The following is a 24,146-nucleotide window of genomic DNA, read 5'->3' on the forward strand; positions in this document are numbered from 1 at the left end:
TTAACATATGACCACATATGTCAAAGGACAAGACCGTGCGGCAGGATTGACGCCGTCGCGTTATCCGGACCGGTAAAGGGCAGGTTGATGGGGATTTCGCACAGCGCGCGCTCGGCGATGTTCGCGCCGCTGGAGCAGGTCGGCCGCGCCGAGGCGGTGGCGAGCCGGCTGGTCGACGCCATCAACCTGGGGCTGCTCGCCGACGACGAGCAGCTGCCCAGCGAGTCCGAGCTGGCCGCGCAGTTCGGCGTGGCGACCGTGACGATCCGGGAGGCGCTGGTGGCGTTGCGCCACCAGGGCCTGGTCGAGACCCGCCGCGGCCGGGGCGGCGGCAGCTTCGTCCGCGCCCCCTCCCCCGCCTCGCCGGCCAGCTGGCACGCCCGGCTCAAAGCCGTCTCGCTGAGCGACCTGCGGGACGTCGGCGACCACTACATCGCGATCGCCGGGGCGGCCGCGAAGCTCGCCGCCGAGCGCAGCTCCCCCGAGGACATCGAGCGGCTGCGGCTGGCCACCGAGGACCTGCGCACCGCCACCGCCGCCGAGGCCGCGCGCGCCGAACGGTACTTCCACCTGGAGGTCGCGGCCGCCGCGCAGTCGCCGCGGCTCACCCACCAGGAGGTTCAGCTGCAGAGCGAGGGCGGCGGGCTGCTCTGGCTGCCGCTGGGCGTTCAGGAATCGCACGAACAGGCCTACGCTGAGCACCTGGCGATCACCGCCGCGATCGCCGGGGCGGACGGCGAGGCGGCCCGGCGGCTGACCGAGGAGCACATCCTCGGGGCGCTCGACCGGCTCGCCGAAGCACATCTCGGCCTGGTGAGGTGATGAGGGTGGACACGCTGGCCGGCGACGAGGTCGTCGAGCAGGTCACCGCGCTCGTCGAGGGCATCTTCGAGCGGCTCAAGCCGGTGCTGGCGGCCACCGAGTCGCTGCTGGCCACCCCCGGCCCGCTGCGTGCGGCCGACCTGCACGGCATCCGTCCACAAGTGGTCGACGCGCTCGGCGGGCTCGTCATCGGCGCGGGCTTTGTCAGCGCTCCCAACGTGTTCGCCGACCAGGAGCTCGGCTTCGAGTGGTGGACCGAGGGCCCGGCGCAGCTGTTCATCAGCCTCGACCCGGCCGCGGAGAACTTCCTCGACTACACCCGCCAGTCCTGGTACACGGTCCCGCGCGACACCGGCCGGCGGCACATTAACGGCCCGTACGTCGACTACCTGTGCACCGACGAGTACACGCTCACCTTCACCCTGCCGGTCACCCGCAACGGCGGCTTCGCCGGGGTCGTGGGCGCGGATGTGTACGTGCGCGAGTTCGAGCACGCGGTCCGGCCGATGCTGGGGTCGCTGCGGCAGGCGACGTTGCTGAACGCGCAGGGCCGCGTGATCGTCTCTAACAGTGTTAGGCAAGCGGTCGGGTCGCTGGTCCGCGAGGTGGACGTGCCCGCGTGGTGGACCTCCGGCGCGGAACCCCTTACCGCGGCGGGGAAAACCCTACGCCGCTGCGGCGATTCACCGATAACGCTCCTGGTGGCCGCGGGCTGACCCTACGATGGCCAACGCGTTCCCCTCAGGGACCGCTACGGCGCAATCGGAGGACATGGGAATGGCTCGTGACGGCCACGACGAAGGCACTCACGCGGATTCTGTTGCCGCGTCACCGCGTACGCCGGTCGCCCGGCGGCAGAACCTTCGCGTGCTCGATGGCCGTTTCGTCCTCGATCGGGTGTCCGACGTCCGGGAGGTCGCCCTCGAATCCGGCCTGCTCGCGCTGGTGCTCGGTCCGGATGGAGGCGCGGCGATGCGGCGCGACGACACGGCTGAGGACGGCTGGGCGGCGCTGTGGAACGGTGATGACGCGCACGACCCGGAAGCGACGGGGATGCTCAGCGCCATCGTCGCGCCGCTCGCCGCGGGCGAGCTCCCGGTCTGGACTGCCGCGAGCTACGACGGCGACCTCGTCCTCGTCCCGGCCGGCCGCCTCGAGGAAGCTGCCGGCCTGCTTCGCCAGGCCGGCCACCAGGTGACCCACGAAGGGCGCTCAGGCCGTCCGGACTGATCAACTGCCGCCCGGTGCCGTGACGGTGCTGAACCTGGTGTTCATCCCGCGCGAGTTCCAAATCCGCGGGGTGCCGATGGTGACCGTGGCGCGGATGCCCGAACAGGCGGTGAACTCCCGGCGCATCACCGAACTCGGCCTCGGCGCCGACCTGTCCGGCGTCGAGCTCACCCCGCGACTGCCGCGGGACACCGTCGAGGCCGTCGCCGGCGGCCCGGCGATCCGGGCGAACCTCGCCAAGGCCCGCGCAGACCTGCACACTGCCGGTGGTTCGGCGCAGCCGCGGACGCCCTCGAAAAACTCGCAGCTCAACCCTCGTGAGTGGGTCCGGTCGTGCCAACGACTGAAACCACTCACAAGGGGACCAGCCGATTGGTGGGGTGGCGTCAGCCGGTTGGTTCCAGCCGGGTGATCGATGCAGGTCAGGGCCGGTTTTTGGCACGCTCGACGGCATGCGAACGGTCAAGCTTCTCGCCCTGGGCTACCTGGGGCTCAGCGTCCTCACCCTGGTCGCCATCGTGCTCATGCGCGACGACCCGGCCGAGGTGAACGACGTCGTCTGGACGCGCGGCACGATCGTCGTGCTGGCCGCGCTGCTGACGTTGTGGTTCACCAGCGGGGCCGCCAAGGGGCAACGGCGCGCGTATCTGCGGTTGCGGATCACCTCGGCGATCATGGTCGTGGCGATCGCGGTGCTCGTGTCGCTGCCGGGGCTGCTCCCGCTGTGGATGCGGATCGAACAGGGCGTCTGCGGGTTGCTGCTGCTCGGGGTCGTGCTGATCATCAACGCCCGGCGGGTGCGGCAGCTGTACATTCGGACCTGATGTCGTTGCGCACCCATCCGGTCCTGACGGTCGGGCCATACCTGCTGCTGGCGGCGTTGACCGTCATCACCGCGGCGGTCGACGGCCCCCGCGGCCTCTGGCTGTGCGCGCTGCTCGCCGCTTGGATCCTGGGCGCGTTCACGCTGTACGAGGCACCGCCCGAGGTGTTCGTGACCGGTGTGGTCGTGCTCAACATGGCGCTGGTCATCAAGTATCCGTGGTTCGGCTGCTTCACCCCCGCCGGGTACCTCTACGCCTTCCACCTGTTGCCTTGGCCCCGCGAACTGGCTGGGGTGGCGGCCGTCGCGGTCGTCGCCGGGACCGCGCAGGCGACCGGCGTCGACAAGTCCACCCTGCTCGGGATCCTGGCGTACGGCGGGGTGCTGGCCGCCAACGTGCTGCCGATGTGCGCGTTCGGCTGGTCCGCCAAGCGCAGTGCCGACACCACCCGGCGGTTGCAGGAAAGCCTTGCGGCGAACGCGGTTCTGGACGAACGCCAGCGGATGGCCCGGGAGATCCACGACACCCTGGCGCAGGGCCTGACCGGGATCATCACCCAGCTGGAAGCCGCGTCGCACACGACATCCAAGGACGAATGGCAGCGACACGTCGACCTGGCAACCGGTCTGGCCCGCGAGAGCCTGACCGAGGCGCGCCGGTCGGTGGATGCCTTGCGGCCCGAGCCGTTGGAGACCGCCCAGCTGTCCGCGGCGTTGGACACGGTGGCGTCGCGGTGGTCGGCTGTGCACGGCATCCCGGTTCAGGTCACCACAACGGGTTCGGTGCGGCCGCTCTCGTCGTCCGCCGAGACCGCGTTGCTGCGGACCGCGCAGGAGGCGTTGGCGAACGTCGCCAAACACGCGAAAGCGACCCGGGTCGGGGTGACGTTGTCCTTTATGGATCGTTCGGTCGTTTTGGATGTCCGGGACGACGGTTCCGGGTTCGATCCGGGCGTCCGGTCCGTCGGGTTCGGCCTGGAGTCGATGCGCCAGCGGGTCGAGGAGCTGGCCGGGACGCTGCAGGTGGAGTCCTCGCCGGGCAGCGGGACCGCGATCTCGGCTAGCGTGGTGGCGTGATCACGCTCCTGGTCGTCGACGACCATCCCGTGGTGCGGGACGGGTTGTGCGGGATGTTCGCCGCCGACATGGAGTTCTCCGTGGTCGGCGAGGCGGGTGACGGCGAGGAGGCCGTGCGGCTGGCCCTGAAGCTGCGGCCGGACGTCGTGTTGATGGACCTGCGGATGCCCGGGATGGACGGTGTGACCGCGATCCGTGCGCTGGCCGCCCAGGGCAGCACGTCCCGCGTCCTGGTCCTGACCACCTATGACACGGACAGCTACGTCATGCCCGCGTTGTCGGCGGGAGCGACCGGTTACCTGCTCAAGGACTCGCCCCGCGACGAACTGTTGAAGGCGGTGCGCGCGGCGGCTCAAGGACAAGCGGTGCTGGCTCCCACGGTCGTCAACCGCCTGCTGGACCAGGTCCGCACGCCCACACCGGACCCGCTGAGCCTGCGCGAACTCGAAGTGCTCCAACTGGTCGCGGCGGGCAACACCAACCGCGAGGCCGCGGCCCACCTGTTCATCAGCGAGGCCACCGTCAAGTCCCACCTGCTGAGCATCTACGCCAAGCTCGGCGTGAACGACCGCGCCGCCGCCGTGGCCGCCGGGTTCACGCGTGGCCTGCTCCGGGCCGAGCCGCCGGAGAACTGAAGTGACCATCGAGCTGACGCTCCTGACGGGGGTGGCCTGCCAAGGCAAGGACGTCACCGCTCCACGGCTGCGCAACCTGCTGGCGTTGCTTGCGGACGACCTACGGCGAGGATGCGGCACGACCGGGCTCATCGACGGCCTGTGGCCGGACGATCAGCCCGAGAACCCGGCGAAGGCGTTGCAGATCCTGGTATCCCGGGCACGGTCACAGCTCGGCGCCGACCTGATCGCGAACACCTCGACCGGGTACCGGCTGAACCTGACCGACGAGCAGGTCGACTCGTCCGCGGTGCTGCGCAAAGCGTCCACAATGGCCGGACATGCCCGCTCTGGCGATCACGCGGCTTCGTTGGCCGACGCCGAAGCCGGCCTGCGGCTTTTCGAAGGCGCGCAGGCATCTGATGGCAGCCATCCGCTGGATGTGCTGCGGGCCAGCCGGGCGGCGACGCGCGATGCTTTGACGCGTGGGCGGGCGATGGCGTTGTCTCGGTTGGGGCGGCACTCAGAGGCGGTCGGCAGCCTCGCGGATTTGGTGCGGGACCGGCCTCGGGACGAAGAACTGCTGCTGGAGTTGTTGCGCAGTGAGGCCGCGACGTCCGGTCCATCGGCGGCGTTGAGCCGGTATGACGCCTATCGCCAGGCCCTTCGCGGTGAGCTGGGCGCCGATCCAGGCGCGGGACTCCAGGCACTGCACCAGAGTCTGCTACGGGCTGATGCACCCGTTGTGCGGCACGGTGTTGAGCACGAGCCAAACCCTTTGCTCGGCCGCGACGATGACATCACTGCTGTGGCAGGGCTTTTGCGGACTTCCCGGGTGGCGACGATCGTCGGTCCCGGTGGCCTGGGCAAGACGCGGCTCGCGCATGCGGTGGGGCGGGACGCCGAGCAGCGGATCGTCCACTTTGTACCGCTGGCCGGGGTCAGCCGGGACGAGGACGTCATCGGCGAGGTCGCATTCGCGCTGGGCACCGGCGAGGCACGCAAACTGGTCCGGCCGGCGCCACAGCAGGACCTGTTGGGGCGTATCGTGAAGGTGATCGGGTCCGGTCCGGTGTTGCTGGTGCTGGACAACTGCGAACACGTCATCCAGGGCGTGGCCGAGCTGACGCGGGCGCTGGTGTCGGTGACGAAGGACCTGCGGATCCTCGCGACCAGCCGCACTCCCCTGGGCGTGTCGTCGGAATCGGTGTACCCGTTGCCGGAGCTGACGTTGGCGACGACGATCCAGCTGTTCGAGGAGCGCGCACGGGCCGTCCGGCCGGATGTCGAGCTGCCGCGTGACGTTCTCGAAGACCTTTGTGGACACCTCGACGGCCTGCCGCTCGCGGCGGAACTGGCCGCGGCGCGGGTACGGGTGATGTCGGTACGGGAGGTCGCCCAGCGGCTGGACGACCGGTTCTCGTTGCTGCGTGGCGGTTCCCGCGACGCACCACAGCGGCATCGCACCCTGCACGCGGTCGTCGACTGGAGCTGGAACTTGCTGGACGACGACGGCCAGCAGGCTTTGCGGGTGTTGTCGATCTTCCCGGGCGGCTTCACGGCCGAGGCCGCGCAGCACGTGCTCAACGACGAGAACGCGCTGGAGACCGTTGAGCATCTGGTCGACCAGTCGCTGCTGAAGGTGACCGAAACCCCGCTCGGCACACGGTTCGGGATGCTGGAGACCGTGCGTGAGTTCGGTGCGGCGCAACGAAAGGACACCGAGCAGGTCGTTTCCGCGTTCGTGGCGTGGGCGCGCGCGTTCGGTCTGGCGCACTACGACGACGTCTACGGCCCGGACGGGTTTCGCGGGCTGGCCAGAATCCAGCACGAGCAGGACAACCTGCAACCGGCACTGCGATACGCGTTGCGGCGCGGCGATCATCCGACCGTGGCCGCCATCGGCGCCACCCTCGCCGGGCTGTTCCTCGTCACCGGCAACTACAGCCGGATGACAGTGTTGAACGACGACACCTCGGCCGCGTTGGCACGGTTCCAGCCGGATGATGAGTTCGTCGAACCCACACGGGCCGTCGCTGTGTTGTGCATGGCGACGATCTTCATGATGCAGCGGCCGCGGCCAGTGCGGTGGCTGATCACGTTGCGGCGGCTGCCCTCCGCGCCCCCGGACACGCTGATCCGCGCGGTCGAGGTGGTCCTGACCGCCCGGCCGGAGGAGATAGTGCGCCTGTGCGACAGCGACCAGCCGCTCGTCGCCGGTGTCGCGAACGGGTTGACCAGCTACTTCTGGGAGCAGCAACGGGACATCCCGAAGGCCGTGGCCGCCACGGAACGGATGGTCGCCATCGCCGCGGGCAGCCCGTGGCTGCAGGTCGTCGCGCACAGCCGGTGCGTGGAGTTGTACATGCAGCTGGAAGCCGCCGAGCGGATCCGCGACCACGCGCTGGCGGCGCTGGACATCCTCGGACCGTGGCCGGACCCGATCGGCCTGGTGCCCGGGCTGGTCGTGGTGAACATGCTGCTCGGTGAGGTCGACGAGGCCGAGCGGCAGCTGCGGCGAGCCGAGGCCGCCCCGCCGGACGACACCGTCGCCACGCAGAGCTTCCTCATGGGAGCGCGCGCGGAGATCTTGCTGGCCCGCGGTGAGACCGAGGCGGGCCTGCGGACCTGGCGGCTGGCCGCGGACAGGCTCCGGCACGGCGCCCGGTCGCCGTACGAGTTCCAGCCGGCCGAGCTCGACCCGTGGCTTTTGGAGATCCAGTCGGCGACCGTGGTCGCGCACGCCCGGGCCGGGCAGTTGCACCTGGTCGAGGACATCGCTGCCGAACTGCCCGGCAAGCTGTCCACATTGGTCACCGCCGACCGCTCCACGCTGCCGACCTACGTCATGGAGTTCCCTGTCTGCGGGGCCGTCTTGCTCGCATTGTCCTTTGTGGAACTCGATGCGGGCGCCCGGACGAGCGCAGCGCGGATGATCGCCCTGGCCAACCGGTTCCGGTTCAACCGGGCGTTCCAGCCCACCATGGCCTCGCACTCGGCGATCGCGGCGGCCGAGAACGCCGACAAGGCGGCATACGACGAGGCCGTGTCGTCGTATGCCGCCCTGGACGAGAACGGGTTGCGGGCCGCCGCTCTGGCCGCGCTACACGGAAGTACGCAGTGGCAGGGTTTTGACGCCGCTCATGTCGGGTGACGGCCGGAACACCGGCGGGGTGGCCGGGTCGGCCCGTAGCGCGGGGAACCGGTCGAACAGGATGTTGAGCGCCACCCGCCCCTCCAGCCGGGCCAGCGGGGCGCCGAGGCAGAAGTGGATGCCGCGGCCCAAACCCAGGTGTGGGTTGGGGTCCCGGTCCGGCCGGAACACCTGCGGGTCGGTGAACTGGCGGTCGTCCCGGTTGGCCGCCCCGCCCCAGACCATGATCAGCTGGTTCGCCGGGACGGTGACGCCACCGAGCTCGACCTCCGTCGTGGAAACCCTTGCCACACCAGGGAACGGGCTGACCAGCCGGAGCGACTCCTCGATCGCGCCAGGCACCAGCGACCGGTCCGCCCGCACCCGCGCGGCCGCGTCCGGATGGGCGTCCAGGCACAGCATCGTGTTGCCCAGCAACAAGGTGGTGGTGATGTGCCCGGCGACCAGCAGCAGCATCGCGAAGTTCACGATCTCGCGGTCGGTGAGCCGCTCGCCGTCGACCGTCGCGTGCACGAGTTTGGACAGCAGGTCCTCGCGCGGCTGCCCGCGACGCTCGGCCGCGTGCTCGCCGAGGTAGGTCACCATTGGCAGCAGCTTCGCGTGCGCCTGCTCGGCCGCCTCGGCCATCGCCCCGGCCTCGACCTCGTTGAGCGAGACCTGTTCGGTGTTCGAGAACAGATCGTCCACCCAGTTCCTGAACAGCTCGCGGTCGCTGGCCGGCACCCCGAGCAGCTCGGCGATGACGATCACCGGCAACGGCTGCGCCAGGGCCTCCACCAGCTCGAACTCGTCCCGCCCGGCCACCTCGTCGAGCAGCTCGGACGTCAGGGCGGCGATCCGCGGCTGCAGATCGGCCACGATCTTGGGTGTGAACCCATGACTGACCAGGTTGCGCAGCTTGCGGTGCGCGGGCGGGTCCATCTGGAGGATGTTGCCGTCGTCGAACGGGTCCTCGTACCCCGGCGGGTAGATGCGCTTGATCTCCGAGGAGAACCTCCGCGGATCGCTCAGCGCGGTGATCGCCTCCGGATACCCGAACACGTTCCAGGTCCCCAGCCTCTCGTCGAACTCCACCACCCGCTCCGGCCTCCGCCCCAACAGCCAGAAGTGCTGCGGGTGACTGCCCCAGTCCTCTTTGATGATCACGTACTGACCCCCTTGGTCCGCAACCGACGCGTCGCCGACAACCCTGCGCCGCCCCGGTTTCAACCCGGTATCACCCGTTTCAGAGGTGCGGTGGACCTTCGGGCATCTCGTACACCGCTGGGCGGGAACGTGGTTGTGTGGAGCGGGAACGGGGTTTTAGGGTGCTGGTAAGCCGCCCACCGGATAGGTCCGTTTCTGGTGAGGAGGCTTTGTATGTGGAACAAGCTGGGTGTTGTGGTGGTGGCTGGGGTCTTCGCGGGGAGTGGGGTGGCGCAGGCGCAGGTCGAGCCGGGGAACTGGATCGAGTACTCGCCGAGTTTCACCGTGCAGCAGCGGGGATGCGGGAAGGTCGACGGGATGACGTTCACGCTCACCTGCTCGACCGGCAGCGGCGACCAGCGGGCGGAACGGCGGTACGCGACCTACTCGGGTGGGACGCGGCAGTTCGAGGGGTCGTTCCGGATCACCAGCCTGGCCGGCAGCCGGATCAGCCTGAAGCAGACGTTCAAGGTCACCGGGCCGTTCTTCCTGCTGGCCGTGGAGCGCGGCGGTCGGATGTACGCGGTGCACGGCGGGGACACGATCGCGTCGGGCGCGACGGTGGGCACGACGGTCCGCGTCAACACCGTGCATGTGGTGGGCAGCAAGCACCGCACGTACATCAACGGGTCGCTCAAGCACACAGTGGACAGTCCGAGCGGCGACTTCTACGACAAGTTCGGCGCGTACCGCACGGCGTCGGGCCAGGGCCCGGCGACGGTGGTGTGGAGCAACATCCACTTCTGGCGGAAGTGAGCTTGAACCTCACGTAGCGGGAGGTTCTACGGTGGGTTCGTGAGCGAGACCCGGTGGAGTGTTGGAGCGCTGGCCAAGGCGGTCGGGCTGACGGTGCGCACGCTGCACCACTACGACGATCTCGGCCTGCTCAAGCCCAGCGAACGCACCGCGTCCGGGCACCGCCGCTACACCGAACCCGACCTGCACCGCCTGTACCAGATCCGGCTGCTGCGCCAGCTCGGCATGTCGCTGGAGGAGATCGGCGGCGTGCTCAAGGACCCGGAGGCGCTCCGCGGCGTGCTGCGCGGGCGGCTGCAGCAGATCGACGACGAGGTCTGGCGGCTCACCACCATGAGCCGCCAGATCTCCGGGCTGATGGAGCAGCTCGACGGCTCGCGCCCGCCGCCCTCCGACGAGTTGCTGACCCTGCTCGGCCGCACCAGCCTGTTCGACCAGTACCTCACCAAAGAACAACAGATCTCGCTCGGTGAACAGGCCACGAAAATCGACTACGAATGGCTCGACACCGAATGGCCCGCGGTCCTCAAACAATTCGTCGTCCACTGTCAGGCGAACACGCCGGTGGACGATCCGCAGGTGCGGGCGACAGTTGGCCGCCTCGGCCAGATCATGCGGACCTTCACCGGCGGTGACGTGGGCATCATGACCCAGGTCGGGCAGTTCTTCCAGGACCACGGCCTCGGCGTGCTGCGCGACATCGACCCCGGCGCGGAGGTCGGCACCGAGCTCTGGGACTACGTGAGCCGAGCCGTGCAAGCCCAGTAAGAATTCCCGAGAAATAGAAGTGGGGGACAACTATGCGCAAAACAGCCGCCACAATAGCACTTTTCGCGGTATTGACCGGCACCGCGCAAGCAACGGAACCACTCCATTTGCCGACGCCGGCCGGGCGTTTTCCGGTAGGGACGACCGAAATCCTCATGGTCGACCACTCCCGGCCCGACCCGTGGGACCAGGAGCGCAAGTGCCCAGACGGGCAGAAGTGCCGCAAGGTCATGACCACGGTCTACTACCCGGCTCGTGACGTGGAGCACTCCCCGCTCGCGCCCTACATGGGCGCGGGCGCGGCCGCCGTCTTCGGCAGCCTCGACGCGATGTTGCACAAGTTGCCCGGAGGGGTCGACTGGGCCGCCACGACGACCGCCGCCCACACCGGTGCGCCCGCGCGGCCAGGCCGGCGCCCGGTTCTGTTGTACAGCCCGGGGCTCGGCGATCCGCGTGTGCTCGGCACCGGCCTGGCCACGGATCTCGCCAGCCGCGGGTACGTCGTGGTCACCATTGATCACCCAGGCGAGACGAGCGAGGTCGACATCCCTGGCGAGGGCACCCGGATCATCGGCCTGCCCGGCGATCCCAGCAGCGACCCGGGTGTGTATCGCACGGCGATCGACACCCGCTTGCGGGACACCAAGTTCGTCCTGGCACAGCTGCCAAAGGTGTTGCCGTTTCCGGTGGATCTCCGGCGGGTCGGGATGTACGGCCACGGGCTCGGCGGAACCACTGCGGCAGAGGCGTTGCACGACCGGATCGTGGACGCGGCGGTGAACATGGACGGGTTCCTCGACTACCACCCGACCGCGCCCGGCCGGCCCGGCGAACTGCTGCCGATCGCGGCCGAGGGCACCAACCGCCCGCTGCTTCTGTGGGGCAGTGAGGGTTTCCGCAACCCGCGCAACGACCGGTCCTGGGCCGCGACGCTCGCGCACTCGCGTGGCTGCACGACCAGGGAGGAGCTGACGGGCGCGGCACACTGGACGTTCACCGACTACGGCGCACTCGCTCCGCAGCTCGCGATGTCCGCTGAGGACCGGACCGCACTGATCGGCAGCATTGATCCCACGGTGTCCGTTCCGACGGTTCGCACCCGGATCGCCCGGTTCTTCACGCAACATTTGTAAGTTCTTGTCAAAATATTGCGCAAGTAAGTTGCAGTCTTGCTCATTCATGTTCAAGTTCGTATGATCCGGTCACCCTGCTAGGGCGGCCGCCGGCCTGCCCGGGTCCCGCGCGCACGGGACCCGCCGGCACCCGCCCGCACAACTTCAGAAAGGTGTGACAAGGATGTCTCCCACCTTTCCCCGCTCCGGACCACGGATCCGGGCGGGGATGGCCGCCGCCGCGCTGATCGCGTCGGGGGTGACCGTCTCGCTGGCCTCCCCCGCGTTCGCGGCCGTTTGCCCGACAACGGCTTCCGGGGGCGCCTCGGTCCCGTTCCGCACAGTCGAGGCGGAATGCTCGGCCACCAACGGTTCCCTGGTCGGACCGGACTACACCCAGGCCAGCCTGGCCTCGGAAGCGTCCGGACGGCAAGCTGTCCGAATCGGACAAGGCCAGTACGTCGAGTTCACCCTGCCAGCCGCGGCGAACTCGATCAACGTCCACTACAGCGTGCCCAACGGCAGCTCCGGCCGCCTTTCGGTGTACGTCAACGGGTCGAAGCTCGGCACCGGCTTGCCGGTAACGTCCACCTACTCCTATGTGGACACCGGCTGGATCCCCGGCTCGAAGAACCACCACTTCTTCGACGACGCCAGGCTCCTTTTCGGACAGAACGCATCCGCGGGCGCCAAGGTCCGCGTCCAGGCCGATGGCGGCGACGTCGGGCAGGCCACCATCGACCTGGCCGACTTCGAACAGGTCGGCGGCGCTGGCTCGCAACCCGCGAACTCCTTGTCCGTCACCAGCTACGGCGCCACAGCCAACGACTCCTCGGATGACTCACAGGCGTTCCGCAACGCCATCTCAGCCGCCCGGTCGCAGGGCCGTGAGGTGTGGGTCCCGGCCGGCCGGTTCGAGATCAACTCGGCGCTGCAGATCGACCAGACCACCGTACGCGGTGCGGGCCAGTGGCACACTGTCCTGCACGGCAACAACATCTTCAACAACGGTGGCGCGTCCGGGAACATCAAGCTCTACGACTTCGCCGTGTTCGGCACGGCGACCGAGCGCAACGATGGCAGCCCGGACAACGCTTTCCACGGCGTACTGGGCAACGGCTCGGTCGTGTCCGGGCTGTGGATCCAGAACACCAAGTGCGGCCTGTGGTTGATGAACGGCGCGTCGAGCAACCTGACCATCGAGAACAACCGCATCCTGGACACCCAGGCGGACGGGGTCAACTTCGACGGCAACGTCACCAGCTCGACGATCCGCAACAACTACCTGCGCAACAACGGTGACGACGGCCTGGCGTTGTGGTCCAACGGGATCGCCGACTCCGGCATCACGATCGCCAACAACACCGTGGTGCAGCCGAACCTGGCCAACGGGATCGCGGTCTACGGCGGGTCGAACATCACCGTGAGCGGCAACCTGGTGCAGGACACCAACGCGCTCGGCGGCGGGATCGTGATCGCCAACCGGTTCAACTCGGTTCCGTTGTCCGGCACGGTGACCGTGTCCAACAACACCACCCTGCGCGCGGGCGCGCTGGATCCCAACTGGCAGTTCGGGGTCGCGGCGCTCTGGTTCGACGCCCGCGACCAGGCCATCACGAACGTGCAGATCCGGGTGACCGGGTTCCGCGCGATCGAAAGTCCGTACGCGGCACTACAGTTCATCGACGGCAACGGCCAGGGCAAGACGATCCAGGGCATCACCATCGACGGCACGACCGTGCAGGGCGTGGGCACTTTCGTTGTGCAGTCCCAGACTCAGGGCTCGGTGAGCATCAGCAACGTCACCGCGTCCGGCGTCGGCGTGACCGGGACGTACAACTGTCCTTACCCGGCGAGCATTCCGAAGATGTCCTTCCCCGGGTCGGGCAACAGCGGATGGCCGGGCACGTGGACGAACTGCGCCACCTGGCCGCCACCGAACTCGGGCCCGCCGCAGCCACCCGGCCCGGGCAGCAACGTGGCACTGGGCAAGTCGATCAGCGCGAGCGGGTCGCAGGGCGGGTTCCCGCCGGGCAACGCCAACGACGGAAACACCAGCAGCTACTGGGAAAGCACGAACAACGCGTTCCCGCAGACACTGACCGTCGACCTCGGCGCGCCGACCGCGATCAACAAGGTCACCCTGAGGCTGCCGCCCTCCAGCGCCTGGGGCACGCGGACGCAGACCGTGACCATCCAGGGAAGTTCGGATGGCGGCTCGTACTCGACGATCGTCGGATCGCGCGGCTACACCTTCGATCCGGCCTCCGGGAACACCGCGTCGGCCGGTTTCGGCACGACGACCACCAGGTTCGTCCGGCTGACGTTCACCGGCAACACCGGATGGCCCGCCGGGCAGGTCTCGGAGTTCGAGGTCGCCGCGGCGTGAGTGTGGAGTGTCCCCGATGTGCTTGCATCGGGGGCACTTTCCTCAGCTGTGGACGGCGACGAAGTCGAGAACTCGTTGGGTGAACCGATCCGGGTCGGTCAGGTCGTGCGGCATGTCCCAGAGCTCGACTTCGCCGTTCCGCAGCCAGTTCCGGGCACGTTCGGCGCCTTTCGCCGCGTTGTGCACGACACTTCGGGACGCGAAGATCGCCAGAACCGGGAGCTTGATCGAGCGGATCTCGTTCTCGCCCGGCCGCAGCGCGGGTGGGAGCTTGGCTTTGTAGGTCTCGATTCCGGTCATGATGATCTCGGGAACCTCGGCGGATCCCATCCACAGCTTGAGCACCTGGCGCCAGAGCCACTTGGACCGGACTGTCATCAGCAGCACCACCGACAGCAGCACGATCGGGCGGAACTGGGTGACGACGAGGGTCGCGTCGAAGAGTGTGACCGTGGCGAGCCGTTGCGGGGCACGGAATGCCTGGTTGGCCGCGGAGTAGCCGCCCGCCGAGGCGCCCAGCAGGTGGACGTTGGTCAGGTCCAGGCCTTCGAGGACCTGGTCGAGCCAGCGGGCCCGGTCGTTCTGGTCCTTCAGCGGGGCCGTCTGCACGCTCAGGCCGGGTTCGCCGAGCGTGTCGATCGCGTACACCGGGTTGTGCTTGCTGAGTCCCGGGATCACCTCGTGCCAGGAGCCCGACGTCGCCGCCATCCCGCTGAGCAGGACGATCGGCGGGGCGTCACCCGGACCCCAGCGGTAGACACGCGTTGTGCCGTAGCCGGTCTGGATGTCGTGTTGTTCTGCCGGTTTCGGGCACCGATCGAGCAGTTCCTGGTAGACAAGGTGGTAGCGGGCTTTCGCGGCCGGGCTCCGGAATGTGCCGATGCGTTCCATGGGCCGACCGTAGGGAGCACTGGGGTGGTGCGTCTTGGAGGAATGGAATGGCTTCGTCGTGGTCGCTGGTCGTGCCGGCCGCCGAGGTGTCCCGGCTGCCTTCGCTGATCGCCGGGACGCCCGATCCCCGGCTGTCGGATTGCGTGCTGTCCTACACCGCCAACACCCACGTGTCCTCGGATCCTTGGCAGGTCGCGCCTTTGGGGGCGGTGCTGGTGTCCGTGGACTTGTCGTCCGGCGAGTGGCCGGTGTGGGGACTGCGGGACCGGCCGATGACCGTTCGCGGGCACGGGCCTTCGCTCTCGTTCGCCCTCACCCCTGCCGCGGCGTACCGGTTGCTGGGCGTGCCACTGTCCGAAGTGGCCAATACCCGCGTGGATCTGGCCGATGTGGTTGGAGTTCCCGCCAAGGAGCTGGGTGAACGGCTGGCTTCGGCGCCTTCTTGGGCGGCGCGGTTCCGTTTGGTGGACCGGTTCCTGCTGTCGCGGACCGGGCCTTCCCTGGCGCGGCCGGTGTTCGGGGCGTGGGAGCTGCTCCAGGGCTCGGGTGGGCGCATGCCGATCAGCGCGCTCGCCGACACCGTCGGCTGGACCCGTCAACACCTCGTGCGCCGGTTCCGTGAGCAGATCGGACTCGGCCCCAAGACCATCGCCCGCATCCTCCGCCTCCACCAAGCCGCCACCCTGATGGTCGAGCCCACCGCCCCCACCTGGGCCACCATCGCCCACCGCTGCGGTTACGCCGACCAAGCCCACCTCAACCGCGACTTCCGGGCCCTCACCGGCATGACCCCCTCCACCTACGTCCCCAAAACCCCACGCCCCTTCCACCTCACCTAAGCAACACAAACCCGATTCGCTTTCCAATCCCCGACTAGCAGCCCCCGCCCTCCCCTGACAGTGTTACGTCAAAGTCGGATGGGGATTGCAAGCAGTGTGAGTGGCCGGGTGATGTCCCGGGTCATGGTGTGCGGGGTTCGGCCGATGGTGGTGGCGCCGGTGAGGCGTAGGGCGCTGATGGCGAGGTTGCGCAGGGGTGGCCATGCAGGGGCGGTGCGTACCCGGGAGTGGTCTTCGCTGTAGGTGACGTCGCGGATCCAGTGCACCCGATTCTCGATCAGCCAGTGTCCGCGGAGCAGCACAGCGATCCGCAGGGGATCGGCGTGGTGCGCGGGAAGGTCAATGAGGCCAGCCCAGGTGTGGATCTCACGCTTGTCGCTGCCGTGATCGGTTCGCTTTCCAATCCCCAACAGGCAGCCCCCGCCCTCCTTCAGTTCTAGGGTTCGTTGCGACACCTGAGGTGTTCAGGGGTTGTGATGGTCAAACGGGATCGGGATCGGGCTGCGGAAGGGACGGCGCTTGCCCGGCGTGGCAAGCGCTGGGTGGAGGTGCGTGCCGCCTACTTTGCCCTGGTGAACACGGGTGTGGGATATCGGGAAGCGGCCCGGCGGGTCGGGGTTAATTATCGGACGGCGAAGTACTGGCGTGCGGCCCAGGCCACGCCGCCGCCCGCGTCAGCGCCGCAGGTGATCTCCCCGCGGTATCTGTCCGAGGCTGAACGGATCCTGATCGCGGATCGGTTACGGGACAACACCTCTCCGCGGTCGATCGCGCGGGAGCTGGGCCGGCCGGTGTCCACGATCAGCCGCGAGCGGCACCGCAACCAGCAACCCGGCGGCGTGTATCAGCCGCATGCCGCGCACGCCACGGCTCTCGCGCGGCGGGCCCGGCCGAAGACCGGGAAGATCGCCGCGGACCCCGTGCCGCGGGCGGTGGTCCAGGATGGCCTGGAACAACGGCACAGCCCGCAGCAGATCGCTCGCCGGTCGCGCCGGGATCATCCCGATCGGCCGGAGTGGCACGTGACCCACGAAACCATCTACCAGGCCCTCTACCTGCAGGCCAAGGGCGGGTTGCGGCGCGAGGCCGCCACATGGCTGCGCACCGGCCGGGCGATGCGCCGCCCGCAGCGCACGCCGGATGAGCGGCGGCGGCCACGGATGGCCACCGACATGGTCATGATCAGCGACCGGCCCGCCGAGGTCGCCGATCGAGCGGTACCCGGCCACTGGGAGGGCGACCTGATCATCGGCCAGGGCAACCAGTCCGCGATCGGCACCCTCGTCGAACGCTCCACCCGATACGTGATGCTGCTGCACCTGCCGGACGGCTACGGGCCCACCGCGGTCCGCGACGCGCTGATCGCCAAGATCCGCACCCTGCCCGACATGCTGCGGCGGTCACTGACCTGCGACCAGGGCAGCGAAATGCACTTCCACGGTCAATTCACCACCGCCACCGACATGCCGGTCTGCTTCTGCGACCCGCACTCACCCTGGCAACGCGGCACCAACGAGAACACCAACGGCCTGCTCCGCCAATACTTCCCCAAGGCAACCGACCTGTCCGTGCACACCGCCGAACACCTGGACACCGTGGCCACCGAACTCAACGACCGACCCCGCAAAACCCTCGACTGGGACACCCCAGCCGAACGCATCACTACACTCCTAATCACCAACCAGCAGCAGTGTTGCGACGATCCCTAGAAACCACCCTCCACTGGGGGGCACCCCTGCGGCCAGTCTATCGAGGTGGGAGGGGTGGGCCGAGGGTTTGGGCGCGCGAGTGGGCCGTTCGCACGGGGTTCACACGGCCGGGTGAGAGGGCGCTCGGTGTCCGTGTTGGTGCGTGGAGTTGAGTGAGGCAGTGCCTGCGCCCGAGATGTGGGCCGGCATGGTGGATGCGCCTGCTTATCTGGCCGGCGCGGCGTTTGGGGTGGCGGTGATTTCCGGATGAGGATCCGCAGCGGACGCCGATCGTCCACATGAACAGCCTTGAGGTCATGCGCTGGTTCATGGAGCACGTCGCCCAGGAGGTCGACCGTTGCCGGGCCGCGTTCGAGCAAGGGTGCTGACACGCGGCTGCCGCGCCCCGTGGAGATGGGCGCGGCAGCCGGTGGGTGTGTCAGCTTTCCTGGTTGGCGGGTTCCTTCTCGGGTTCGGGGGTGTGGGTACGGGCGGTCATGCGCTTCTTGACGATGAGGCTGATGACCAGGCCTGCCACGAGGGCGACGACGAGGCCGATCCAGGAGAAGCGGGACAGCCATTTCTCCGCCACGACGCCGAGGTAGTAGATGGCCGCGGTGGTGCCGCCGGCCCACGCGATGCCGCCGAGGGCGTTGGCGGCGAGGAACCGGCCGTAGGGCATGTGCAGCGAACCGGCCAGCGGGCCCGACAGGATCCGCAGCAGGGCGATGAACCGGCCGAAGAACACGGCCCACACGCCCCGGCGTTTGAACAGGTCCTGTGCCTTGGCAATGTGCTCGGGCCCGAAATGCTTGGGGAATTTCCGGCCGGCCCAGGCGAACAGTCTGGCCCCGCCCTTACGCCCGATCATGTACCCGATGCTGTCGCCGATGATGGCGCCGGAGCTGGCGAACACGCCCACCCACAGCGGGCTCAGCTCGTGGTGCTGTGAGGACAGCAAAGCGGCGCTGACCAGCACGATCTCGCCGGGCAGCGGGATCCCCAGGCTCTCGGTCATGATGACCAGGCCGACGATCAGGTACACGGACAACGGCGGAATGGCTTCCAGCCACTGGTCGATATGCACTGTCTTTCGTTCCCCCACCGGTTTCGGGTGCACGTTCTTCCCCGCAGAATACTGGTGCGGATTCATGACCGGGGTAGTGGTCCGGAATTTCGGTGGATAACATTGATATCCAAAATGGGTGAAATGTCCGAATAACTGGGGATGGGGGCAGGATGAGCACGTTCGTACTGATCCATGGGGCAGGAGACGTCGCCTGGTCGTGGCACCTGGTGGCCGCCGCGCTTCGCACGAAGGGGCACGACGTGGTGGCCCCGGACCTGCCGTCCGAGGACGACGGCAAAGGACTGCCGGAGTACGCCGACGCCGTGGCCGAGGCGGTCGGCGACCGGCGCGACCTGGTGATCGTGGGTCACTCGTTCGGGGGGTTCACCGCTCCATTGGCCGCCGAACGGCTCAACGCCGACCAGCTCGTGCTGGTCACCGCCATGATCCCCAAGCCGGGTGAACCACCGGCCGACTGGTGGGCGAACACCGGCTACCGGCGCGCGGCCGACAAGCAGGCCGCCCTGGACGGCGGCCTGACCGGCAACGACGACCCATATGTCTGCTACTACCAGGACGTGCCGCGTGAGCTGGCCGAGCAGGCGATGGCCCGCAGCCGCGGCCAGTCGGAGACCCCGATGAACGCGCCCTGGCCGCTGGACGCATGGCCGGATGTGCCCACGAGGTTCGTGCTGTGCACCGAGGACCGGTTCTTCCCGGCCGCGTTCATGCGCGAGGTCGTCGCCGACCGGCTGGGCGTCGTCCCCGAAGAGATCGCCGCAGGTCACTGCGTCTCACTGAGCAGGCCCAAGGAACTGGCCGCACTGCTGGGCTGATCCGCCGTGGCCGCGCGGTCCAGTTCGGACGGCCCGCGCGGCGCACGGCAGAATGTCCGCATGACCCAAGTCAAGCTGACCACCTCGCACGGCCCGATCACCCTGGAGCTGGACGAGGCCAACGCCCCGAAGTCGGTGGCGAACTTCCTCGACTATGTGCGCAAAGGCCACTACGACGGCACGATCTTCCACCGCGTCATCGAGACCTTCATGATCCAGGGCGGCGGGTTCGAGCCGGGCATGCGGCAGAAGCCGACCGGCACCCCGATCCAGAACGAGGCCAACAACGGCCTGAAGAACAAGCACTACACCGTCGCGATGGCCCGCACCTCCGACCCGCACTCGGCCACCGCGCAGTTCTTCATCAACACCACCGACAACGACTTCCTCGACCACTCCTCGCCCACCCCGCGCGGCTGGGGCTACGCGGTGTTCGGCAAGGTCGTGGACGGCCAGCAGACCGTCGACTCGATCGCCGGCGTGAAGACCGGCAGCGCGGGCGGCCACGCCGACGTCCCGCTCGAGGACGTCACCATCACCAAGGCCGAAATCGTCTGACCTGGAGTTTCAGCGGGCTGATGCCCCCGGACCGGGGGCAATCAGCCTTGTTCACAACAGTTGATCAATGCCTTTGCCGGCGGTTGTCACCCGTGGAGTGGCGGTTTTTCGTCAGAGTGAGAGTGGCAACGACACCGACGAGCGGTGCTGGACCAGGCGCACGACCCCGGCCACGGCGTCCGCGCTCGTCTCCCGGCTGATGTCGCCGCCCGCCTGCTGGTTGACCTGGTAGCGGTGGTGCGCGGGCCGGACCACGACGGCGAACCGGTCGTCCACAGTGGTCCGCAGCGAGACGAACGGGAACGACAGCTCCACCGTGATCTCCACAGTGGACGGCCATGGCGACGCGGTGGTGATCGAGTCGCGGTGCCGGGCCCGCAACGGCGCCTCGCCGAGCCAGATGGCCTGCTCGCCGCGCAGCAGGTAGATCTCGGTGACCACGTCGAAGTCGGGCAGCTCGGAGGACAACGTCAGGCTCGCCCACGGGCGTCCGGCGAGGTCGAGCACCTCCCCGACCGGCGAACTGGTGTGCACGAGCCCGGACAGTGAGCCGATCGCCGAGACGAACCTGGTCTCTTCCGGTTGTATGTCACGGTTCTCGTCCTTGCGCGGGTCGATGGCCAGCTCGACGACCTGCGTCTCCTCGGATGCGTTGCGCGCCAACAACTTCCCGGACGGGTACAACGTCAACGCCTGTGGGCCGCTGGGAATCCCCGCCGAAGGCACCCAGGTGTCCTCGTGGAAGTACACGACCCGGTCGGTGAGGAAGGCCGGGCGCTCACCGCGGCCGAGCGCCCAGTCGTACCAGTCGGCGTGCAGGGCTCGCAGATCCACTTCGCACGACTCCGGAAAGGTAAGGCCGCCAAAGGATCGCTCGCCGGTGCGGGTGCCCGAGTGGTCCCACGGCCCGATCACCAGGTCGTGCCGCGCGCCCGGGGTCACGATGTGCTGGTCGTAGTACCGCAACGCGCCCTGCTGGTCATCGTCGTACTGGCCGGTGACCGTCAGCACCGGCATGGTGATCCCGGCGAACTGCTCCGCGCTGGGCACCAGGCGAGCCCAGTACGAGTCGTACGACGGGTGGTCGAGCCATTCCTGGAACACCGGCAGCCGGCAGCCCACCGCGGCGATGTCGAGATCGCGGAACGGGCGGCCCTGTGCGACGAGGTCCAGCGCGATCGAGCGCCACATCTGACCGTCCTTGAACAGCACGTCATTCATCCGGTGGCCGTTGACGAGGGTCAGCCATTGCACGACATACGCCTCGAAGATCGTGCCAGGGTTGGGAAAATCGACACCCGGGTAGACCGAGGCGGCGGGCGCGATCGCGCGCAACGCGGGCGGCTGGGTCGCGGCGATCGCCCACTGCACGAACCCGCAGTACGAGCCGCCGTACATCACCACGTCACCGGAACTCCAAGGCTGCGCGGCGATCCACTGCACGATGTCGTGGCCGTCCCGCCCGTCGCCGGCGAACGGGTCGAACTCGCCGCCGGAGTCGCCCCGGCCGCGGCAGTCGACGCAGACGAAGTGAAAACCCCTGGCGGCGAAGAACTTCCCGTCCTCGTGCCGCCGGTCCGCGCCGTACGGAGTGAGCATCAGGATGGTCGGCGCGGGCAGCGCGGCCGGGGAGTAGCGCACCCCGCGCAGCACGACGCCGTCCCGCATGGGTACTTCGAGTCCCAGGTCGACCATCGCTCCCCCTCGAACCGGAAAACGTTACAAGGTCAACATAGCGGGTTTCCAGGTGCTCCATCGGGGTGAATCCGGCCCATTTCCCAGCGGGACCCGGGCACAGCTGGTCTCCTACTGGCGGAGACCTTTCTGGAGGGGCAGCGAGCATGACTTTCCCCGAGGGCACATCACTGCCCGGGTGGCAGGGCGGCGACGGCAACGCGGCCTACATCGACAAGACCCTGCGGTACATGCCGGTCGAGACCTCGCTCGACGAGACGGTCGGCGGCCGGGTGCTGTACCAGATCTGGAAGCGGGCGGCGTTCGTCTCGGTGCTCGCCGGGCTGTTCACCGTGTTCATCACCTCGCTGTCGAGCTCCGGCCGCGGCTCACGGTCCAGCTCCAGCGAGCTGCTCGGGCTGGACGTGGCCACCCCGACGATCGTGATGTTCATCGTGTTCATGGTGGTGTTCCTGCTGATCCGGCTGCCCGAGCCGATCGGCGAGTGGCGGGTGCTGCTGACCGACCGCGCGGACTCGGCCGACTCGGTGTACAGCCAGATCGCCGGCACGCTCAACCGCCGCGGGATGCCGATCCGGGTGTACTTCCGGCGGATCAACAACGGTTTCGGGCGCGGCTCGAACAACCGGCTGGTCCTGCGCGAAGGCCACTACACCGCGTATGTCTCGGTGTTCGCGTATGGCACAAGCCTGTACCTGGGCTGGACGATGTGGCGGTCGCGGCTGAGCATCGTGCTGCTGCTGCAATGGATCCAGGACACCGTGGACGGTTTCTTCAACCGCAACGACCCCGAGCGCAAGATGATGCAGACCGAACGGCCACGGGCGATGCGCGAGGCCGTGCACGCGGTCTGCCGGGAGGGCCTGGTGGTGGCGATCGAGGCGCGAGCCGTGCCGCCCGAGTACGGGTTCCCGCAGGGCATGCCGCCGGTGGACCACAGCTCGATCCCGTCCGCGCCCGGTATCCCGCAGCAGCAAGCGTTTCCGCCGTCCGGCCCGTTCCCGCAGCCCACCTCGGCACCGGCTTCGGGACCGTTCCCGGCGCAGCCGACGTCTGGGCCGTTCCCGGCGCAACCGGGCACGGGCTCGTTTCCCCAGCCGAACACCGGTTCGTTCGCGCAGCCGGCTCAGTGGCCGCAGCCCGGCCAGCCGCCCCAGCAGTGACTTCGGTTCTCGTCGTTCCCGGTGCGACCGGCGCGTGGGCATGGTGCGGTGTGAAGGTGCTGCCCGCGCGCGGTCTCGCCGAGACGTCGGCGTACGTGGACGTTCCCGAGGCACAACGGCACACTGAGGCGGTCGCGCAGGAACGTGCCTGGCTGGCCGCGATGTGCCGGCCGGGCGAGCAGATGCGGTTCGAGGTGCGGTATCTCAGTCACCCGCAACGCGACCAGGTGTCGTGTGCGCTGCTCGGGCATGTGTACCGGCCGACGGTGGCCGCGGCGGACGCCGCCGCGAAGGCGTTGCTCGAACAGTTCGCCCATGCGCCAAGACACGTCGAGACGACGCCGCTGGATGATGTTCAGCAGGCACTGGTTCCGTTCCAGCCTCAGCAGCTTGTCGAGATCCGCAAGCAACTCGACTGGGCTCCGGTGCCTTATCGCAGCACCACCAGGAGTGTCTACGTGTCGGTGCGTCCGCTTGTGGCGCAAGCGGTGTCTTGGGAACAGCTTTGGTATGGGCTTGCGCGTCAGCCCGGCCCGACTCTGGTCAGCGTTTGCCTGGAACCGTTCGAGATGACGGCGTACCACCAGGATCAGCTGCGGTTGCTGGTGGCCGAGTACGAGCGGGCGTCGGCGCCGAAGCACGCGAACCCGTTGTGGGGCGCGCAAAGCCCGGCCGTCGATCACGCTCAGGCAGACGCGCTGCAGGCGCACCGGGCGGCGTTGTCCCGGTATCACGACCGGGTGTTCCGGATTCGGATCTCCGTTGTGTCCGCTGGAGTTCTGACCGGCGGGTTCACCGAGTTGCTGGCCGCCGCGACAGGCGCCGTGGTCCGCACGCCGCCGCCGGGTGAGCTGGCGGCCGCGTGGACGAACGTGACCGGACTGGACTGTGCGTGGCTCGACCAGACGTACCGGCAGGGCGCGCCGGTGCTGACCGATGTGGAACGGCTACTGTGCAACCTCGTCGACGTCACCGAGGCGACGTCGGCGTTCCGGCTGCCGTACGAGATCACCGGGCACCTCCCGGTGTTCACCGGCCGGTGGCAGCCACCCGGGCCCACGGTCCCCGGCCCGCACCGGGCCGACCCGGCCGCGCCGGAGTTCGACTAGAAAGGCCGCATGTGGACGAGTTCGTGTTCGAGTTCCTCGGGTCCGCGCCGGACCGCGACCGTGACGCGCGCGATCTGGAGGACTGGCTGAACCTCAGCGAGGACCTGCGGGGCGCGGCGCGGGTGCGGATGGCGCCCGCGCAGCCGGGTGAGCAGGGCGCGCTTGCCGACGCGGCCATGCTGGCGGCCTCGTTCGGCGTGATGGTCAAGCCGTTCTTCTCCTGGCTGACCGAACGCGCCAAGGCGCGCCAGATCAACGTGCGCGTGTCCGCGAAGAACAAGAAGGGCACGGTGGAGCTCACCATCACCGGCCCCGCCGACGTGATGCCCGCGGTGCAACGGCTGACCGAAGCACTGGACGACAAGTAG

At 68.6% G+C, this 24,146-nt stretch carries 23 protein-coding genes and 1 pseudogene; 19 read left to right on the forward strand and 5 right to left on the reverse strand.

Going from position 1 to position 24,146, the window contains the following annotated elements; all coding sequences use genetic code 11:
- The first annotated feature begins 117 nt into the window (after positions 1–117).
- The 8 genes from AB0J95_RS18005 (at position 118) to AB0J95_RS18040 (ending at position 7,720) form a co-directional block, all read left to right on the forward strand.
- The gene (locus AB0J95_RS18005; protein ID WP_364758804.1) at positions 118–822 is read left to right on the forward strand and encodes an FCD domain-containing protein; all 705 of its coding nucleotides are present in this window, start codon (positions 118–120) and stop codon (positions 820–822) included.
- A 5-nt stretch (positions 823–827) separates the two neighbouring features.
- Positions 828–1,538, forward strand: a complete 711-nt coding sequence (locus AB0J95_RS18010) for a cache domain-containing protein (protein ID WP_364758369.1) — start codon at positions 828–830, stop codon at positions 1,536–1,538.
- Between the two features lie 61 nt (positions 1,539–1,599).
- Positions 1,600–2,052, forward strand: a complete 453-nt coding sequence (locus AB0J95_RS18015) for an ACT domain-containing protein (RefSeq protein WP_364758370.1) — start codon at positions 1,600–1,602, stop codon at positions 2,050–2,052.
- A 19-nt stretch (positions 2,053–2,071) separates the two neighbouring features.
- Entirely contained in the window at positions 2,072–2,464 is a 393-nt protein-coding gene (locus AB0J95_RS18020; protein ID WP_364758372.1) for a hypothetical protein, read from the forward strand.
- 40 nt (positions 2,465–2,504) lie between these two features.
- Positions 2,505–2,876: a hypothetical protein gene (locus AB0J95_RS18025; RefSeq protein WP_364758374.1), complete on the forward strand. Its 372-nt coding sequence runs from the start codon at positions 2,505–2,507 to the stop codon at positions 2,874–2,876.
- Positions 2,876–3,952 carry a sensor histidine kinase gene (locus AB0J95_RS18030; protein WP_364758376.1) on the forward strand — a complete coding sequence of 359 codons (1,077 nt, stop codon included), beginning with the start codon at positions 2,876–2,878 and terminating at the stop codon, positions 3,950–3,952. The genes AB0J95_RS18025 and AB0J95_RS18030 overlap by 1 nt, the downstream gene beginning before the upstream one ends.
- Positions 3,949–4,587, forward strand: a complete 639-nt coding sequence (locus AB0J95_RS18035; protein ID WP_364758378.1) for a response regulator transcription factor — start codon at positions 3,949–3,951, stop codon at positions 4,585–4,587. Before AB0J95_RS18030 ends, AB0J95_RS18035 begins: the two co-directional genes overlap by 4 nt.
- Before the next feature lies 1 nt (position 4,588).
- The gene (locus AB0J95_RS18040; RefSeq protein WP_364758380.1) at positions 4,589–7,720 is read left to right on the forward strand and encodes a BTAD domain-containing putative transcriptional regulator; all 3,132 of its coding nucleotides are present in this window, start codon (positions 4,589–4,591) and stop codon (positions 7,718–7,720) included.
- Here the strand turns inward: AB0J95_RS18040 and AB0J95_RS18045 are convergent.
- On the reverse strand, positions 7,670–8,866 hold the full coding sequence (locus AB0J95_RS18045; RefSeq protein ID WP_364758382.1) for a cytochrome P450: 1,197 nt from the start codon (positions 8,864–8,866) through the stop codon (positions 7,670–7,672). The two genes, AB0J95_RS18040 and AB0J95_RS18045, sit on opposite strands and share 51 nt — an antisense overlap.
- Before the next feature lie 213 nt (positions 8,867–9,079).
- Here AB0J95_RS18045 and AB0J95_RS18050 point away from each other — a divergent pair, with 213 nt between their 5' ends.
- From AB0J95_RS18050 to AB0J95_RS18065, 4 genes are all read left to right on the forward strand, one after another.
- Positions 9,080–9,661, forward strand: a complete 582-nt coding sequence (locus tag AB0J95_RS18050; RefSeq protein WP_364758384.1) for a hypothetical protein — start codon at positions 9,080–9,082, stop codon at positions 9,659–9,661.
- Between the two features lie 39 nt (positions 9,662–9,700).
- Positions 9,701–10,429 carry a MerR family transcriptional regulator gene (locus AB0J95_RS18055; RefSeq protein WP_364758386.1) on the forward strand — a complete coding sequence of 243 codons (729 nt, stop codon included), beginning with the start codon at positions 9,701–9,703 and terminating at the stop codon, positions 10,427–10,429.
- 32 nt (positions 10,430–10,461) lie between these two features.
- Positions 10,462–11,562, forward strand: a complete 1,101-nt coding sequence (locus AB0J95_RS18060; RefSeq protein ID WP_364758387.1) for an alpha/beta hydrolase — start codon at positions 10,462–10,464, stop codon at positions 11,560–11,562.
- Positions 11,563–11,725: 163 nt separating this feature from the next.
- A complete protein-coding gene (locus AB0J95_RS18065) occupies positions 11,726–13,930 on the forward strand; it encodes a discoidin domain-containing protein (RefSeq protein ID WP_364758389.1) in 2,205 nt (734 codons plus the stop codon).
- 42 nt (positions 13,931–13,972) lie between these two features.
- On the opposite strand, the gene AB0J95_RS18070 is transcribed toward AB0J95_RS18065, so the two are convergent.
- On the reverse strand, positions 13,973–14,821 hold the full coding sequence (locus AB0J95_RS18070; protein ID WP_364758391.1) for an alpha/beta fold hydrolase: 849 nt from the start codon (positions 14,819–14,821) through the stop codon (positions 13,973–13,975).
- Between the two features lie 47 nt (positions 14,822–14,868).
- Between AB0J95_RS18070 and AB0J95_RS18075 the strand changes: the two genes are divergently transcribed.
- Positions 14,869–15,660: a helix-turn-helix transcriptional regulator gene (locus AB0J95_RS18075; RefSeq protein ID WP_364758393.1), complete on the forward strand. Its 792-nt coding sequence runs from the start codon at positions 14,869–14,871 to the stop codon at positions 15,658–15,660.
- A gap of 68 nt (positions 15,661–15,728) precedes the next feature.
- Here the strand turns inward: AB0J95_RS18075 and AB0J95_RS18080 are convergent.
- Positions 15,729–15,959, reverse strand: a pseudogene (locus AB0J95_RS18080) (ISAs1 family transposase); the annotation flags it as partial.
- A gap of 273 nt (positions 15,960–16,232) precedes the next feature.
- On the opposite strand from AB0J95_RS18080, the gene AB0J95_RS18085 reads away from it, so the two are divergent.
- Positions 16,233–17,369, forward strand: coding sequence for an IS30 family transposase (locus tag AB0J95_RS18085; RefSeq protein WP_364758395.1), 1,137 nt, complete (start codon positions 16,233–16,235; stop codon positions 17,367–17,369).
- A gap of 418 nt (positions 17,370–17,787) precedes the next feature.
- Here the strand turns inward: AB0J95_RS18085 and AB0J95_RS18090 are convergent, their stop codons facing one another.
- Positions 17,788–18,435 (reverse strand): DedA family protein, encoded by a 648-nt coding sequence (locus AB0J95_RS18090; RefSeq protein ID WP_364758397.1) that lies wholly within the window; start codon positions 18,433–18,435, stop codon positions 17,788–17,790.
- A gap of 152 nt (positions 18,436–18,587) precedes the next feature.
- On the opposite strand from AB0J95_RS18090, the gene AB0J95_RS18095 reads away from it, so the two are divergent.
- Entirely contained in the window at positions 18,588–19,253 is a 666-nt protein-coding gene (locus tag AB0J95_RS18095) for an alpha/beta hydrolase (protein ID WP_364758399.1), read from the forward strand.
- A gap of 60 nt (positions 19,254–19,313) precedes the next feature.
- The gene (locus tag AB0J95_RS18100) at positions 19,314–19,811 is read left to right on the forward strand and encodes a peptidylprolyl isomerase (protein WP_364758400.1); all 498 of its coding nucleotides are present in this window, start codon (positions 19,314–19,316) and stop codon (positions 19,809–19,811) included.
- 111 nt (positions 19,812–19,922) lie between these two features.
- Here the strand turns inward: AB0J95_RS18100 and AB0J95_RS18105 are convergent, their stop codons facing one another.
- A complete protein-coding gene (locus AB0J95_RS18105; RefSeq protein ID WP_364758402.1) occupies positions 19,923–21,506 on the reverse strand; it encodes a CocE/NonD family hydrolase in 1,584 nt (527 codons plus the stop codon).
- Positions 21,507–21,652: 146 nt separating this feature from the next.
- Between AB0J95_RS18105 and AB0J95_RS18110 the strand changes: the two genes are divergently transcribed.
- The 3 genes from AB0J95_RS18110 to AB0J95_RS18120 are packed head-to-tail and all read left to right on the forward strand — an operon-like array spanning position 21,653 to position 24,146.
- On the forward strand, positions 21,653–22,669 hold the full coding sequence (locus AB0J95_RS18110; protein ID WP_364758404.1) for a hypothetical protein: 1,017 nt from the start codon (positions 21,653–21,655) through the stop codon (positions 22,667–22,669).
- 50 nt (positions 22,670–22,719) lie between these two features.
- The gene (locus AB0J95_RS18115) at positions 22,720–23,778 is read left to right on the forward strand and encodes a hypothetical protein (protein ID WP_364758406.1); all 1,059 of its coding nucleotides are present in this window, start codon (positions 22,720–22,722) and stop codon (positions 23,776–23,778) included.
- An 11-nt stretch (positions 23,779–23,789) separates the two neighbouring features.
- On the forward strand, positions 23,790–24,146 hold the full coding sequence (locus AB0J95_RS18120; RefSeq protein WP_364758407.1) for a hypothetical protein: 357 nt from the start codon (positions 23,790–23,792) through the stop codon (positions 24,144–24,146).

The sequence above is a fragment of the Actinocrispum sp. NPDC049592 genome (assembly GCF_040675465.1).
Taxonomy (GTDB): domain Bacteria; phylum Actinomycetota; class Actinomycetes; order Mycobacteriales; family Pseudonocardiaceae; genus Kibdelosporangium.